The organism is Streptomyces misionensis (assembly GCF_007896895.1).
Lineage (GTDB): Bacteria > Actinomycetota > Actinomycetes > Streptomycetales > Streptomycetaceae > Streptomyces > Streptomyces misionensis_A.
The window spans coordinates 1-14,825 of the sequence record NZ_VOGW01000112.1 but is presented as its reverse complement, the minus strand read 5'-3'; the positions used below and the strand labels follow the sequence as shown (position 1 = coordinate 14,825).

The 14,825-nt window shown below is 71.5% G+C and carries 10 protein-coding genes and 2 pseudogenes; 4 read left to right on the top strand and 8 right to left on the bottom strand.

Annotation, left to right across the window (positions count from 1 at the left end; all coding sequences use genetic code 11):
* Positions 1 to 71: 71 nt before the first annotated feature.
* A pseudogene (locus FRZ03_RS19715) lies at positions 72 to 527 on the top strand (Rv3235 family protein); the annotation flags it as partial.
* A gap of 154 nt (positions 528 to 681) precedes the next feature.
* Here FRZ03_RS19715 and secA read toward each other — a convergent pair.
* A complete protein-coding gene (secA, locus tag FRZ03_RS19710; RefSeq protein WP_146466488.1) occupies positions 682 to 3,495 on the bottom strand; it encodes a preprotein translocase subunit SecA in 2,814 nt (937 codons plus the stop codon).
* Between the two features lie 254 nt (positions 3,496 to 3,749).
* Here secA and FRZ03_RS19705 point away from each other — a divergent pair, with 254 nt between their 5' ends.
* Positions 3,750 to 4,322 carry a GNAT family N-acetyltransferase gene (locus FRZ03_RS19705; RefSeq protein WP_146466487.1) on the top strand — a complete coding sequence of 191 codons (573 nt, stop codon included), beginning with the start codon at positions 3,750 to 3,752 and terminating at the stop codon, positions 4,320 to 4,322.
* 48 nt (positions 4,323 to 4,370) lie between these two features.
* Complete coding sequence (locus FRZ03_RS19700) at positions 4,371 to 5,546, top strand: winged helix-turn-helix domain-containing protein (protein WP_146466486.1); 1,176 nt, start codon at positions 4,371 to 4,373, stop codon at positions 5,544 to 5,546.
* A gap of 18 nt (positions 5,547 to 5,564) precedes the next feature.
* Here the strand turns inward: FRZ03_RS19700 and FRZ03_RS19695 are convergent, their stop codons facing one another.
* The 7 genes from FRZ03_RS19695 to mtnA all read right to left on the bottom strand — a co-directional run bounded on the left by FRZ03_RS19695 (position 5,565) and on the right by mtnA (position 14,477).
* A complete protein-coding gene (locus tag FRZ03_RS19695; protein ID WP_146466485.1) occupies positions 5,565 to 6,320 on the bottom strand; it encodes a response regulator in 756 nt (251 codons plus the stop codon).
* 204 nt (positions 6,321 to 6,524) lie between these two features.
* Positions 6,525 to 7,217: a ribosome hibernation-promoting factor, HPF/YfiA family gene (gene hpf, locus FRZ03_RS19690; RefSeq protein WP_146466491.1), complete on the bottom strand. Its 693-nt coding sequence runs from the start codon at positions 7,215 to 7,217 to the stop codon at positions 6,525 to 6,527.
* Positions 7,218 to 7,529: 312 nt separating this feature from the next.
* On the bottom strand, positions 7,530 to 8,387 hold the full coding sequence (locus FRZ03_RS19685) for a ComF family protein (RefSeq protein ID WP_146466484.1): 858 nt from the start codon (positions 8,385 to 8,387) through the stop codon (positions 7,530 to 7,532).
* Positions 8,388 to 8,566: 179 nt separating this feature from the next.
* Positions 8,567 to 10,399 (bottom strand): LpqB family beta-propeller domain-containing protein, encoded by a 1,833-nt coding sequence (locus tag FRZ03_RS19680; protein ID WP_186785509.1) that lies wholly within the window; start codon positions 10,397 to 10,399, stop codon positions 8,567 to 8,569.
* Positions 10,389 to 12,512, bottom strand: coding sequence for an MtrAB system histidine kinase MtrB (gene mtrB / locus FRZ03_RS19675; RefSeq protein WP_186785508.1), 2,124 nt, complete (start codon positions 12,510 to 12,512; stop codon positions 10,389 to 10,391). The genes FRZ03_RS19680 and mtrB overlap by 11 nt, the downstream gene beginning before the upstream one ends.
* Position 12,513: 1 nt before the next feature.
* Positions 12,514 to 13,203, bottom strand: coding sequence for a two-component system response regulator MtrA (gene mtrA / locus FRZ03_RS19670; protein ID WP_187279108.1), 690 nt, complete (start codon positions 13,201 to 13,203; stop codon positions 12,514 to 12,516).
* 143 nt (positions 13,204 to 13,346) lie between these two features.
* Positions 13,347 to 14,477: an S-methyl-5-thioribose-1-phosphate isomerase gene (mtnA, locus tag FRZ03_RS19665; protein ID WP_146466483.1), complete on the bottom strand. Its 1,131-nt coding sequence runs from the start codon at positions 14,475 to 14,477 to the stop codon at positions 13,347 to 13,349.
* Positions 14,478 to 14,617: 140 nt separating this feature from the next.
* Between mtnA and FRZ03_RS19660 the strand changes: the two are divergent.
* Positions 14,618 to 14,825, top strand: a pseudogene (locus tag FRZ03_RS19660) (hypothetical protein); the annotation flags it as partial.

Here is a 14,825-nt window from a genome sequence, read left to right as displayed (position 1 = left end):
GGGAGCCCTTGCCGGCCGATCGCGCCTAATGTCCCCTTCATGGGCTCGGGACCGCTCTGCTCTTTCCCCGTCGTGGACCTGCGGCTGGTGTGCGTGCCGGGCCCCGGCTGGGCGTACGTCATCGCGACCGCCCCGCGCGGCGCCCGGCACCCCCGCAGCCGCCCCGCACGGCCCCCGGTGAGGCCGCTGGGCGCTCTCGCCCCACCGATGTCTTCGCGGACCGTCTGCTGGCCGTCCTGAGCGGCCAGCGCCCCGTGCACTGGATGCTCCGCCACACGGCCGGCCGCGCCTACGACGACCTGGCCCGCCTCGCCGCCCGCGGTCCGCTGCGCGCCCGCGGCACCCGCCCGGTCGTCCGGGACATCGGCTACTACGTCGCCGGCGAGGGCGCCCTGGAGGTCTTCGCCCGCATCGCCGCGGGCGACCAGCTCCGCGCCCTGGCCTTCCGGCTGGAACTCGGCCAGGACCTGCGCTGGCGCTGCACCGCCGTGGAGACCGGCCCCGGCGGCCGGCCGGCCACCTCCTAGTGCTGTGGCCGGGAGGGTTTGCCGGTGAACCTTTCCGGTCGCAGCACCAGCTCCGGTGCGCCACGCCTGCGACGGCACGCGACAAGGGCCGGGTCCCCGAGGAACCCGGCCCTTGTCAGGCGGTGCGCGTCACGTCCTTCTCACGCGGTGCGCGTCACTTCTTGCGACGCCGCCCGCCCTTCGCCTGCTTACGGCGCTCCGCCCGGGTCAGCCCGTCCGACTCCGAGCGCACCGGGCCGTCGTCCTCCAGGTCGCGCTCGACGATGCCGCCCTCGCCGTCCACCGTGGGCGCGGAGAAGTGCAGGTCCCGCCGCTGGGGAACGTCGAGTCCCTTGGCGCGGATCTCGGGACGGCCCGCGCCCGCCTGCGCCGGCACCGCGTCCTGGACGCCCTCGCCGACCGGCGCGGCCTCCTCGACCGGCACCTCCTCGACCTGCTGCTCGACCTGGACCTCCAGGTTGAACAGGTAGCCGACGGACTCCTCCTTGATGCCCTCCATCATCGCGGTGAACATGTCGAAGCCCTCGCGCTGGTACTCGACCAGCGGGTCCTTCTGCGCCATCGCGCGCAGGCCGATGCCCTCCTGGAGGTAGTCCATCTCGTAGAGGTGCTCGCGCCACTTGCGGTCGAGGACCGACAGCACGACCCGCCGCTCCAGCTCCCGCATGATCTCGGAGCCGAGCTGCGTCTCGCGGGCCTCGTACTGCTCGTGGATGTCCTCCTTGATGGACTCCGAGATGAACTCGGCGGTCAGACCGGCCCGGTCACCGGCCGCGTCCTCCAGCTCCTCGATGGTGATCTTCACCGGGTAGAGCTGCCTGAAGGCGCCCCACAGCCGGTCCAGGTCCCAGTCCTCGGGGAAGCCCTCGGCGGTCTCCGCGGCGACGTACGCGTCGATGGTGTCGTCCATGAAGTGCTGGATCTGCTCGTGCAGGTCCTCGCCCTCCAGCACGCGCCGGCGCTCGCCGTAGATGACCTCGCGCTGCCGGTTGAGCACCTCGTCGTACTTCAGGACGTTCTTACGGGTCTCGAAGTTCTGCTGCTCGACCTGCGACTGCGCGGAGGCGATCGCGCGGGTGACCATCTTGTTCTCGATCGGCACGTCGTCCGGCACGTTCGCCATGGACATCACGCGCTCGACCATCTGGGCCTTGAACAGGCGCATCAGGTCGTCACCGAGGGAGAGGTAGAAGCGGGACTCGCCGGGGTCGCCCTGACGGCCGGAACGACCGCGCAGCTGGTTGTCGATGCGCCGCGACTCGTGCCGCTCGGTGCCGAGGACGTAGAGGCCGCCGAGCTCCTCGACCTCCTCCTTCTCCGCCTTGACGGCCTGCTCGGCCTTCTCCAGGGCGGCGGGCAGCGCCGCGGCCCACTCCTCGATGTGCTCCTCGGGGTCGAGGCCGCGCTGGCGCAGCTCCGCCTCGGCGAGGTCCTCGGGGTTGCCGCCGAGCTTGATGTCCGTACCACGGCCGGCCATGTTGGTGGCGACCGTCACGGCGCCCTTGCGGCCGGCCTGGGCGACGATCGACGCCTCGCGCTCGTGGTGCTTGGCGTTCAGCACCTCGTGCTGGATGCCGCGCTTGCTGAGCTGCTGCGAGAGGTACTCGGACTTCTCGACGGAGGTGGTGCCGACGAGGATCGGCTGGCCCTTCTCGTGCTTCTCGGCGATGTCGTCGACGACCGCCTCGAACTTGGCCACCTCGGTGCGGTAGATCAGGTCCGACTGGTCCTTGCGGATCATCGGCCTGTTGGTCGGGATGGGGACCACGCCGAGCTTGTAGATCTGGTGGAACTCGGCGGCCTCGGTCATCGCCGTACCGGTCATGCCGGAGAGCTTCTTGTAGAGGCGGAAGAAGTTCTGCAGGGTGATGGTGGCGAGCGTCTGGTTCTCGTCCTTGATCTCCACCCCTTCCTTCGCCTCGATCGCCTGGTGCATGCCCTCGTTGTAGCGGCGGCCGGCGAGGATACGGCCGGTGTGCTCGTCGACGATCATGACCTCGCCGTCGATGACGACGTAGTCCTTGTCCTTCTTGAACAGTTCCTTCGCCTTGATGGCGTTGTTCAGGTAGCCGACGAGCGGGGTGTTCACCGACTCGTAGAGGTTGTCGATGCCCAGCCAGTCCTCGACCTTGCTGACACCGGACTCGTGGATCGCGACCGTGCGCTTCTTCTCGTCGACGTCGTAGTCGCCGGTCTCCTCGACACCCTTGAGCGGGTTGCCCGCCTCGCCCTTCTTCAGGCGCAGGACCAGCTTGGCGAAGTCGCCGTACCACTTGGTGGCCTGGTCGGCCGGGCCGGAGATGATCAGCGGCGTACGCGCCTCGTCCACCAGGATGGAGTCGACCTCGTCCACGATGGCGAAGTTGTGGCCGCGCTGCACCAGCTCGTCCTTCGACCACGCCATGTTGTCGCGCAGGTAGTCGAAGCCGAACTCGTTGTTCGTGCCGTAGGTGATGTCGCAGTTGTACTGCTCGCGGCGCTGGGCCGGCGTCATGTTGGCGAGGATCACGCCGACGTCGAGGCCCAGGAACTTGTGGACGCGCCCCATCATCTCGGAGTCGCGCTCGGCCAGGTAGTCGTTGACCGTGACGATGTGCACGCCGTCGCCGGACAGCGCGTTCAGGTACGCGGGCAGGGTGCCGACGAGCGTCTTGCCCTCACCGGTCTTCATCTCGGCCACGTAGCCGAGGTGCAGCGCGGCGCCGCCCATCAGCTGCACGTCGTAGTGACGCTGGCCCAGGACGCGCTTGGCGGCCTCGCGGACGGTGGCGAACGCCTCGGGGAGCAGGTCGTCCAGGCTCTCACCGTCGGCGTACCGCTGCTTGTACTCATCGGTGAGGGCCCGCAGCTCGGCGTCGGAGAGGTCGACGAAGTCCTCTTCGATGGAGTTGACCTGGTCCGCGATGCGGTGCAGCTTGCGCAGGATCTTGCCTTCGCCTGCACGCATGATCTTCGAGAGGACGGACACGGGGGCTGGTCTCCTTGCCGGTCGGGCCTGGGACGGTCGGTTTTCCATGTGACGTACTGAGCAACGGCCATCGTATGCGAGGACCCGGCCGCGCCGGGAGGGCCCGGCGTCCCGGCCACTGCTTCATCCGGGACAACGGACGGGGTATCCGGATAGTGCCGCATCCGCGCGGGGAATTGTGCGAAATGTGATCGCGTGCTCACGGATCGCGGAAAACGATGGCCCTTGCCGGGCGATACGAGCAGAATCGGCCGATGGAACCCGTCACGCTCACCACCGGTCGGCTCCGACTGCGCTCCGTCGGCCCCGAGGACACCGACGCGGTGTACGCGGCCGCCCAGGACGCCGAGATCCGGCGCTGGACCACGATCCCGTCCCCGTACCTGCCGGAACACGCCCACGGCTTCACGCACGAGATGGTCCCGGACGGCTGGGCCCTCGATTCGATGTTCACCTTCGGGATCTTCCTCGCCGGCGGCGAGCTGGCCGGCATGCTCAGCCTCACGATGCACGCGCCGGCCGCGGCCGAGATCGGTTTCTGGGGCACCAAGGAGCACCGCGGCCGCGGCTATGTCACGGAGGCCGCGCTCACCGCCTGCCGCTGGATCTTCACCGAACGGGGCGTCGACCGTGTGGAGTGGCGCGCCGAGATCGGCAACCACGCCTCGCGCGCGGTGGCCGAGCGCGCGGGCTTCACCCTGGAGGGCACCCTGCGCTCCGCGATCAGCAACAAGGGGGTGCGGCGGGACTGCTGGGTCGGCTCCCTGCTCCCCTCGGACCTCGGGCTGCCGTCCACCGCCCCGTACCTGCCGGGGCCGGGGAGATGACCGCGGGCCGGTGCGCGTTGTCAGTGCGGGCGTCTATCGTCCGCAGACATGACGACCCTGCCGCGCCCGACCACCACGCTCACCGCGGACGACGCCCGCCGCATGGCCCTGCGGGCCCAGGGCCTGCTCGGCGCGCCCGACCGGCGGGCCGGGGTCCGGGGGGTGCTGCGCCATCTCGGCGCGGTCCAGCTCGACACCATCTCCGTCCTGGCCCGGTCGCATGAACTCGTGCCGTACGCCCGCCTCGGCGCGGTCGGCCGCAAGGCGGTCGAGAACGCCTACTGGAAGGACGCGCACGCTTTCGAGTACTGGTCGCACGCGGCCTGCATCCTGCCCGTCGAGGAGTGGCCGCACTTCGCCTTCCGCCGCCGCGCCTACCGCAACCGCCCGCACTGGAACCACGAACTGCCCGACGGCACCTACGAACAGGTCGTCAAGCAGCTGCGCGTCGAAGGCCCGCTGACCGCGACCGAGCTGGGCGGCGCCAAGCGCACCAGCGAGTGGTGGGACTGGTCCGGCACCAAGGTCGCGGTGGAACGGGCGCTGATGTACGGCGAGGTGGTGTGCGTCGAGCGGCGCGGCTGGAAGCGGGTGTACGACCTCGCCGAACGCGCCGTCCCCGCGGAACTGCTGCACGACGAGCTGGACGACGCCGAGTGCCTGCGCCGCCTGGTCCGGCTGGCCGGTGAGTCCCTGGGCGTCGGCACTCGCGCGGACATCGCCGACTACCACCGGCTCAAGGGCGAGCAGGTGGACGCGGTGATCGCGGACTCGGGTCTGGTGCCGGTCGAGGTCGAGGGCTGGGGGAAGCCGGCCTGGGCGGATCCGGCGGCCCTGGCGGCACCGCCGCGCGGCCGCCACCGCACCACCCTGCTGTCCCCGTTCGACTCGCTGGTCTGGGAACGGGCGCGCACGGAACGGATCTTCGGCTTCACCCACCGCCTGGAGGCGTACGTCCCCAAGCCCAAGCGGGTGTACGGCTATTTCGCGATGCCGGTGCTCGCGGGCGGCCGGCTGGTCGGGCGTGTCGACCCGGCCCGGGAGGGCCGCACCCTGGTCGCCCGGCAGGTCACCCTGGACGGCCCCAAGGCGGTCCCGGCGGTCGCCCAGGCTCTGGTCGAGGCCGCGACCTGGGTGGACTGCACCGACGTCCGGGTGGAGCGGGTGGACCCGCCCGCCCTGCGCGGTCCGCTCGCCGCGGAACTCGCGCGCGCCGTCGGGTGAAGCCTCGGTGCCGGGCGGTCAGCGGATCTCCAGGATCTTCTCCCGCATCGCGTAGACCACGGCCTCCATCCGGGAGTGCAGCTGGAGCTTCTCCAGGATATTGCGGACGTGATTCTTCACCGTGTTCTCGGAGATGAACAACTCCTTGGCGATATCCCGGTTGTTCATGCCCGTGGCGACGAGTTTGAGGACTTCCAGCTCACGGTCCGTCAACCGGGGCGCGGGCACCAGCCGGCGCTCGTCGGTGCGCTGGATCATCGACTTGAACTCGGTGAGGAGTTTCGACGCCATGGACGGGCTGATCTGCGACTGGCCGTCGGCGACCGCGCGAATGGCGGTGGCCACCTCGTCGGTGGAGATCTCCTTGAGCAGATATCCCGTCGCACCCGCCTTGATCGCGTCGTAGAGGTCGGCCTCCTCGTCGCTGATCGTCAGCATGATGATCTTCGCGCTGGGGGCGACCTCCTTGATGGAGGTGCACGCCTCGATTCCTCCGCGCCGGGGCATCCGGACGTCCATCAGCACGATGTCCGGCAGCAGATCGGCCGCCTTGTCCACGGCCTCGGAGCCGTCCCCCGCCTCACCGACGACCTGGATGTCCTCCTCGGCCGCGAGCACGATCTCCAGTCCGCGCCGGAACAGGGCGTGGTCGTCCACCACCAGGACTCTGATCGGTTCCCCGCGTGGAGGGCCCCCGTCGGGGGCCGTGCCGAGTACACCGTCGTCGGTGTCGTCGGCCTCCTCGTTCCGCATCGGTCCGAAGGTGTCCGCCATCGTTCCTCCCCCTGAAGGCTGTGGCCTGTGTGGTCCCGTGCCATCGCCAACCCAAGGCAGCGGCCCACCGGTTGGGCCCTTGCGGCCATGATTTCATGCCGGGACGGCACCGAGGCGCCGTGCGCGGCGCGAACTGGTCGCACACTGGTGCCCCGGGGGCGCACGAGCGCTCCAGGGGCACCGGTTCGGCTTCGACCCGGGCGGTCAGCCGCCCAGCGTGCCCCCTGCCGCGGGGGGCTGCGCCTCGGCGACCATCGGGTCGGTGCTGAGGTGGATCACGCCGTAGTCGTAGGCGTGGCGCCGGTAGACGACGCTCGGCTCCTTCGTCTCGGAGTCGACGAACAAGTAGAAGTCGTGGCCGACCAGTTCCATCTCGTAGAGGGCCTGGTCCAGGCTCATCGGGGAGGCGACGTGGGTCTTCTCGCGGACGACCAGGGGACCTTCACCCTTGACCTCCAGCGGGCCGATCTTCTTGGTCGGCACTCCGTCCGTCTCTTCCTCCCCCACGGGGAGGCCGTTTCCGTTCAGCGTCGCCGCACCCGGGACGTGGTCGGGAACCTCTGCCGCCGAGATCCGTCGGGCGCCACGGCGCGAGAACCGCTTGTCGTGCTGCTTGCGCAGCCGTGCCTCCAGCTTCTCCGCCGCCAGGTCGAGTGCCGCGTACGGGTCGCTGGCCGCCGCCTCGGCCCGGATCACCGGGCCACGGGAGCGGAGCGTGATCTCCACTCGGTCGCAGCGGTTGGCCTGTCGGGGGTTGGGCTCCTTGGACACCTCGACGTCGAGGCTGATCACCTTGCCGTCGAGCTTCTGGATCTTCTCCAGCTTCAGCTTGTCGGCCACGTGCTTGCGGAACCGCTCGGGTACCTCGGTCTTGCGGCCCTTGACGACGATGTCCACGCAGAACTCCGTTCCCGGATCGCTCCGCTGCTTCGGCGGAGCATCTCCCTTTCGCACCAGGCCCGGTGAGTACCGGACCTCGGACTCGGTGACGTCCACCTCCTCCTCCCCCATGGGCGGGATCTCCAGCCCACCGGCGCGGGTGATTTGCAAAAACCCGCAGCGCGGCATTCGGATATAAGAGGTGTGGCCTGCGCCTTTCCTCACAACCGAACATATCTCGCCCGGACGGATGTCGTCACCCTCTACCGCGGCGTACCTCCGTTCAGGTGCATTGGCCCTCTCAGTACCTGCAACGATGCCGGTAGGCGGTCAGTTCCCGGCTATTTCGAAGGTGGCCCGCGGAGCGGCGATCACAGCCGCGTACGAGGGCGCGCCGAGGGCGTTCACCACCGCGTTTTTCACTGCACCGTGCACCCGCTTCCCCTTCTCCGGTCGCGTTCCGGCTCGTCGTTCTTCCCTTCCTTCCCGAGTTGCGTTCTCGTACACGGGCCTCGAGCCCCTATTTCCCCTCTCCCGGGCGAAGACCGTCCCCTCCCGCAGGGCCCGCGCCGCCTCCGCGAGCGTGGCCCCCGTGGTGACGAGGTCGTCGACCAGCACCACCGCGCCGCCGGCGAGCAGCCGCTCACCGCCCGCCACCACCTTGAGCGCGCCCGCGAGGTTCTCCAGGCGCCGCCGCGCGTCCAGCCCCGCCTGGTCCGCCACGGACCTGCGCTGGCGCAGCACCGCAGCCACTCGGGCCGGGGTCCCGGTGCGCCGCAGCTCGCCGGCCGCCGCGAGCGCCATCCGCCGCACCGGGTCGTGCCCCCGCGCCCGCACGGCCCACCGGGCGGAGGGCACGGGCACGAGCACCACCGTCCCGAAAGCGTCGGCCGGCCCGCCGAGGCCCGCCCGCACGGCCCCCGCCAGAGCCGCGCCCAGCGCTCCGGTGAGCGCCAGCGCGCCCCGCTCCTTGTGCGCGAGGAGGAGTGCCCGCACGGCCTCCGCGTACGGCGCCGACGCGTACACCACCGGCAGCCCGGACGGCTCCGGCAGCGGCCGCACCCGCCTGGGCGCGCCCCCGGCCAGCGCGGTCCGGCACCGCGGGCAGAGCGTCGTACGAACTGCCCCGCAGCCCGCGCAGTCGGTCGGCAGCACCAGGTCGGTGAGGTCCTGCCACCACCTCCGCATGGCCACCACTGTGCCAAGGCCGAAGCGGGCCCACCACCCCTGTGGACAACGGCCTGTGGACAACCCGCACGGACCGGCGGCGACAAGCCTGGACCTGCGGGAACAAGCCGGTCCTGCGGGAACAAGCGTGGGCCTGCGGGAATCCGCTGGGTCTGCGGCGGCAGAAGCGGGCCCGGTGCTCAGCCGGGATAGACCGGTGCCGTCCCGTCCTTGTCGACCTTCTGCCACTGCGCGCCGGTCGGCAGCCGTACGATCCCGTCGTCCGAGTAGGCCACCAGCGGCACCCGGTCGTCCTCGGACGCGGTGATCGCCTTGACCCCGGGCAGCGCGCCGGGCGCGGGACCGTCCAGGGTGGCGCCGTCGACCTGCACGTACCGCATCTGCTGCACGCCGCCCTGCTCCTGGCCGACCACCAGCAGTCTGCTGTCCCCGGCCCAGGTCAGGGCGCTTACCTGCTCCAAGTCGGGCGCGGCGGAGCGGAGTTCGACCACCGAGGGAGCCTCGCCGGTCCGGTCGTCGCGCTCGATCCGGCCGATCAGCAGGGACTGCTTGCCGTCCTTCTCCACGACCAGCGCGACGCGCACGCCGTCGGCGGCCACCCGGACGTCCTTGATGTCGCCGGGCAGGTCCGGCACGGCGACCTTCTCCGCCCTGGTGACACCGTGCTCCACGACGTACAGCGCCGGGGCACCGCGGTCGCGGTCGGCCACCCACAGGTCGCCGCGGGCGTCCCAGCTCGGGGTGGTCAGCCGCTCGTCGGGGGTCGCGCCCTTGCTGGTGACCAGCGCGTTGCCGAGTGTGCTGTCCGACGTCAGCGACGTGACGTGCAGCGACGCCCCGTCGTCGTCGACCGCGGCCACGCTGTGCTCGTCCCGTGAGACCGCCACCGACTGGAGCGTCCTGTCGCCCTCGCCGAGCGCGCCCGGCACCGGCACGGAGCCGGTGCCGGTGCTCCCGGTCGGCATCCGCACCAGCCGGCGCTTGCCGTCGACGTAGTACAGGTATTCGGGCCGCTTCGCCGACCCGTGCCAGGCGGCGGACTCGGCGCGCTCCTCGGTCAGGTCGCACAGCCGGTGGCCGCCGATCCCCTGAAGCTCGACGGACTCCAGAGTCGGTGCCAGGTTCCGCAGCGTGAACAGCACCTGGGTCGCCATCTCCTCGCACTTGGTGGCGGTGACCTGGGACTCCTTGAGGTTCAGGGGCACCGTCAGCCGGTTCTGGTCGTCCGGCGCCAGCCCGGACACGCCCTTCTGGAGGGCCGTACCGGTCGGGAAGCTGGAGCGGACCACCGGGCTCAGCCAGCTGGTCGGTCCGTTCAGCAGCGAGCCGACCATCTGCGTCATCGGGTCGACCTTGCTGCGCACGAACACCGGATCGGCGACCGCGACCGGTTCCCCGGCCTCCCCGACCGACGTGCCGGAGGCGAAGTAGTACTTGTCGACGGACGTGTAGTTGCGCTGGAAGTCCGATTTGCCCATGACCACGCCGTCGGGCAGCTCGTCGATACGCCACTGCCCGGTCTTGGCGTCCCGCGCGAGGTGCACCTTCTTGCGATAGGTGCCGCCGGCGGGCTGGTACGCCTGCCGGGCGTCGACCGTGGCGACCCGGCTGCCGGTGAGCACGCAGGTGATGCTGTTGGTCGCCTCGCGGTTGCCCGCACGGCAGTCGGTCTCGATGCTCGGCCCGTTCGCGAGGACGGTGGCCGACCGCTCCGGCCGCCAGGTGCGCGCGGCGTCGGTCGTCAGATACTTGCGCGCCGTGTCGTACGCCGGATCATCGCTGGTCAGCGCCTCCAGGAAGCCCTGCATGATCTCCCCCGGGGTGGCGTCGTCGGCCGGTGGCATGGCGAACACGCGCACCCCGGTGTCCTGCCGGGGCGTGGACTCCACGTCCCGCAGGTCACCGCTGTCGGGCATGGAGGCGCACCCCGCCAGCAGGACCACCCCCAGGGCGGTGTACGCCGCCGCGCGCCATGGCCGCCGCCGGGCGCCCCCCTCGCGGTCAGCGCCCACGAAATGCCTCCCCTGGCTCGGTCGAGTCCTCCGGTCCCGTCCGGGTCCCCGGTCGTTCGGATTCGGGACGTGCGATATCGGTCCCTACCTGATCAGGTCCCCCGTGATCAGGCCGTACGGGATCAGGTCGTCCGGGCCGGGGCACCACGCGCGCCCCGTTGCCGTTGCCCGGCAGGGCGGTCGGGTCGGCGGCTGGCGTGACGGGGCCGCGCGGCGGCAGCGCGGGCGCGTGGCCGCCGCCCTGCTGCGCCGGAACGGTCGCCCGCTTCTCCTGCCCCGCACGGGCCGCAGCCGACCCGTCCGGGCCCCGGTTGCGGCGCGAGTCCTTGGGCTCCAGCGGTATCGGCGAGCCCCGCAGCGGCTCGTCCGCGGTCCGGGGCAGCGTCAGCCGGAACTGCGAGCCACCGCCCGGCTCTCCCCAGGCCTGGAGCCAGCCGCCGTGCAGCCGCGCGTCCTCCAGGGCGATCGACAGCCCGAGGCCGGTGCCGCCCGTGGTGCGTGCGCGCGCCGGGTCGGCCCGCCAGAAGCGGCTGAACACCCGGGTCGCCTCGCCCGGCTTGAGCCCGACGCCGTAGTCGCGCACCGCGACGGCGACCGCTCCGCCGGCCGCGGCCATCTTGACGACGACGTCCTTGCCCTCGCCGTGCTCGACGGCGTTGACGACGAGATTGCGCAGGACCCGCTCCACCCGTCGGGCGTCGGCCTCGGCGACCACGGGCTGCTGATCACCGACCACCCGTATCCGCGTGCCCTTGCGCTCGGCGAGCGGCTCGGCGCCGCCGACCACGCGCCGCACGACCTCCCTGAGGTCGATCGGCTCGGCCTCCAGCGCCGCCGCGCCCGCGTCGAAGCGGCTGATCTCCAGCAGGTCGGCGAGCAGCGACTCGAACCGGTCCAGCTGGTCGGCGAGCAGCTCGGCGGAGCGTGCGGTCACCGGGTCGAAGTCCGCGCGCGCCTCGTGGATGACATCGGCGGCCATGCGCACGGTGGTCAGCGGGGTGCGCAGCTCGTGGGAGACGTCCGAGACGAACCGGCGCTGCATGCGCGAGAGGTCCTCCAGCTGCTGGATCTTGCCCTGGAGGTTCTGCGCCATCTTGTTGAAGGCCTCGCCCAGGCGCGCGATGTCGTCCTCGCCGGTGACCTTCATCCGCTCCTGGAGCCGCCCGGCCGACAGCCGCTCCGCGATCCCGGCCGCCATCCGCACCGGCGTGACGACCTGCCGCACCACCAGCCAGGCGATGGCGCCGAGCAGGACGACCACGAACAGCCCGGCGGTCGCCAGGGTGCCCTTGACCAGGCTCAGCGACTTCTCCTCCTGCGTGAGCGGGAAGAGGTAGTACAGCTCGTACGGCCGCCCGTTGGGGTCGTTGACCTGCTTGCCGATGACCAGCGCGGGCTGGGAGTCCTTGCCGTTGGAGTAGACGATCCGGGTGTAGCTCTGGGCGGCCGTCGTCCCGCTGTTGACCCGGTCGCGCAGATCGGCGGGGACACTGGAGGTCGGGTTGACGTTCCCGGAGCCGCGCGGGCTGCGGCCACCGCCGCTGTCGTCGCCGACGGGCAGCGTCACCACGTCGAAGGCGCCCGCGCCACCGCTGGACAGCGACTCCACGAGGTCGCTCATCCACTGGATGACGTTCTGCGTCGGCCGTCCGTCCGCCCCCGCGGTGCCGTCCGTGCTTCCGTCGGCGGTGGCGGGCGCGGTGTCCGCGCCCGTGCCGTTGGTGCCGGACGCCTCGTCGGCCCGCTGTTTGGCCACCGCGAAACCGCCCGTGGCCTGGCTCTGCGAGGCCCGTACCTTCGCGTCCAGCAGGCCGTTGCGCACCTGTCCGATCACCACGAAGCCGAGCAGCAGGACCACGCCCAGCGACATCACCAAGGTGGTGGCGACGACCCTGAGCTGGATGTTGCGCCGCCACAGCCGCATCACCGGCAGCAGCGGCCGGCGCACCCAGCGCAGGAAGAGCCGCAGGACCGGGCTGCCCTGCACCCCGCCCTGCAACAGCCCGCCCGCGAAGAGCCGCCTGACGCGCGGGCCCGCCGCCGTCCGGCCGACAGGCCGCTTGGGACGGTCCCCGGGCATGCCGGAATCCGAAGCGGCACTGTCCCCGGACATGTCAGCTCGGTCCGGCCTTGTAACCGACACCACGGACGGTCACCACGATCTCCGGCCGCTCAGGGTCCTTCTCGACCTTGGAGCGCAGCCGCTGTACATGCACGTTGACAAGGCGGGTGTCGGCGGCGTGGCGGTAACCCCACACCTGTTCGAGCAGCACCTCGCGCGTGAAGACCTGCCACGGCTTGCGGGCGAGCGCGACCAGCAGGTCGAACTCCAGCGGGGTCAGCGCGATCGACTGCCCGTCCCGCTTCACCGAGTGCCCGGCCACGTCGATGACCAGGTCACCGATGGTCAGCTGCTCCGGCGCCGGCTCCTCGGACCGCCGCAGCCGCGCCCGGATCCGCGCCACCAGCTCCTTCGGCTTGAACGGCTTGACGATGTAGTCGTCCGCGCCCGACTCCAGGCCCACCACGACATCGACCGTGTCGCTCTTGGCCGTGAGCATGACGATCGGCACTCCGGACTCCGCCCGGATCAGCCGGCACACCTCGATGCCGTCCCGCCCGGGCAGCATCAGGTCGAGCAGGACCAGATCGGGCTTGCTCTCACGGAACGCGGCCAGCGCCTTGTCGCCGTCGGCTACGAAAGACGGCTCAAAACCTTCACCACGCAGCACGATGCCGAGCATCTCGGCCAGTGCGGTGTCGTCGTCGACGACAAGGACTCGTCCCTTCATAAACGACATCATCCCATTCTCGTAACAGTGACAGAGGCGCTGGTGAGCGAGGTCACTGGCCGGTGACGATAGTCGTACGGGGCCGTCACTGTCTGCCCCCGGCCGTCTCACGAGGCGTACCGCGGCGCCGGGCCGGGCCCGGCGCCGCACGCCGGTCAGCCGGTCGCCGCCGCACACATCCCCGCGAGCGCCTCCCTGGTCACGGGCGACACGACGCCCTCCTCGGTGACGATGGCCGTCACCAGCTCGGGCGGCGTCACGTCGAACGCCGGGTTGTACGCCTGCGTCCCCAGCGGCGCCACCGGAATCCCGCCGCCGGCCCCCGCCACCTGTGCCTGCGGTGCCATCACCTCCGTCACCTCGAAGCCGGCCCGCTGCTCGACCTCGATGGCCGCCCCGTCCGCAGTGGCCATGTCGACCGTGGTCAGCGGCGCCACCACGATGAACGGCACCTGGTGGTGGCGCGCGAGCACGGCGAGCGGATAGCTCCCCACCTTGTTCGCCACCGAGCCGTCCGCCGCGATCCGGTCCGCCCCGATCAGCACCGCGTCCACCTCGCCCGCCGCGAACAGGGAACCCGCCGCGTTGTCGGTGAGCAGGGTGTACGCCATCCCGTTACGGGCCGCCTCGTACGCCGTCAGCCGCGCGCCCTGGAGCAGCGGACGCGTCTCGTCCACCCACAGCCGCCGCAGCCGCCCCTCACGGTGCGCCGCGAGCGCCACCGCGAAGGCCGTGCCCTCACCGCCCGAGACCAGCGCCCCGGTGTTGCAGTGGGTCAGGACCCGGTGGCCGCCGCCGGGCAGCAGCCCGTCCAGCAGCGCCAGACCGTGGGCCGCCATCCGGGCGCTGGCCTCGGCGTCCTCCCGGTGCAGCGCCCGCGCCGCCGCCAGCGCCGCCCCGGCCGCCGCGGCCGGCTCACCGCTCCTGGCCAGCTCGGCCTCGTGCGCGGCCAGGGCCCGGCGCACCCCGACGGACAGGTTCACCGCGGTCGGCCGGGCGGCCTCCAACGCCTGCGCCGCCTCGGGCACGTCGAAGCCGCGCGCGGCGGCGAGCGCGACACCGTACGCCCCCGCGATCCCGAGCAGCGGCGCGCCGCGCACGGCGAGCGAACGGATCGCCTCCACCAGCGCCGGCGCGTCCGTGCACACCAACTCGACCTCTTCCACGGGAAGCCTCGTCTGGTCGAGAAGGACCAGTACGGGACCTTCGGGTGGTTCCTCCCATCGGATCGCCGGTATTCCGGACGGCCGTTCGTCCCCGCCGCTTCGTGCCTGATGATCAGCCATGCCGTCAGTCTGCCCCGGACACCGCGGACAACAGAAGGCATCCAGCCTCCACCTCGCGCGCTCCCGCCTTGACCGACCCATGGCACGATGTCTGCCAACCTGCCGCCGCGACCGCGGACGGGCACCGAGAAGGAGCATCGATGACTGACACTCCGGGCTGGGCCTCGCCCGGATCCGACCCGACGCCCGAGGGACGGGAACCCGGCGCGTCCGCCCCGGCCGACCACTCCGGAACCGGCTCCGGCGCGCCCGCGCCGCAGCCGGGCGCGCAGCCGCAGGGCCCAGGCGCGCAGTGGTCCAAGGAGCAGCCGGCGGCCGGCCAGTGGTCCGCGCCCACCGGTGCCCCGG

Bases quoted from the DNA above. Each gene is read 5' to 3' on its own strand.
- FRZ03_RS19685 (WP_146466484.1), bottom strand. From the start codon at position 8,387: ATGCGGAGGTGGTGGCAGGACCTCACCGACCTGGTGCTGCCGACCGAC.
- FRZ03_RS19705 (WP_146466487.1), top strand. From the start codon at position 3,750: ATGGAACCCGTCACGCTCACCACCGGTCGGCTCCGACTGCGCTCCGTC.
- mtrA (WP_187279108.1), bottom strand. From the start codon at position 13,203: ATGATGTCGTTTATGAAGGGACGAGTCCTTGTCGTCGACGACGACACC.
- mtnA (WP_146466483.1), bottom strand. From the start codon at position 14,477: ATGGCTGATCATCAGGCACGAAGCGGCGGGGACGAACGGCCGTCCGGA.
- mtrB (WP_186785508.1), bottom strand. From the start codon at position 12,512: ATGTCCGGGGACAGTGCCGCTTCGGATTCCGGCATGCCCGGGGACCGT.
- FRZ03_RS19695 (WP_146466485.1), bottom strand. From the start codon at position 6,320: ATGGCGGACACCTTCGGACCGATGCGGAACGAGGAGGCCGACGACACC.
- FRZ03_RS19700 (WP_146466486.1), top strand. From the start codon at position 4,371: ATGACGACCCTGCCGCGCCCGACCACCACGCTCACCGCGGACGACGCC.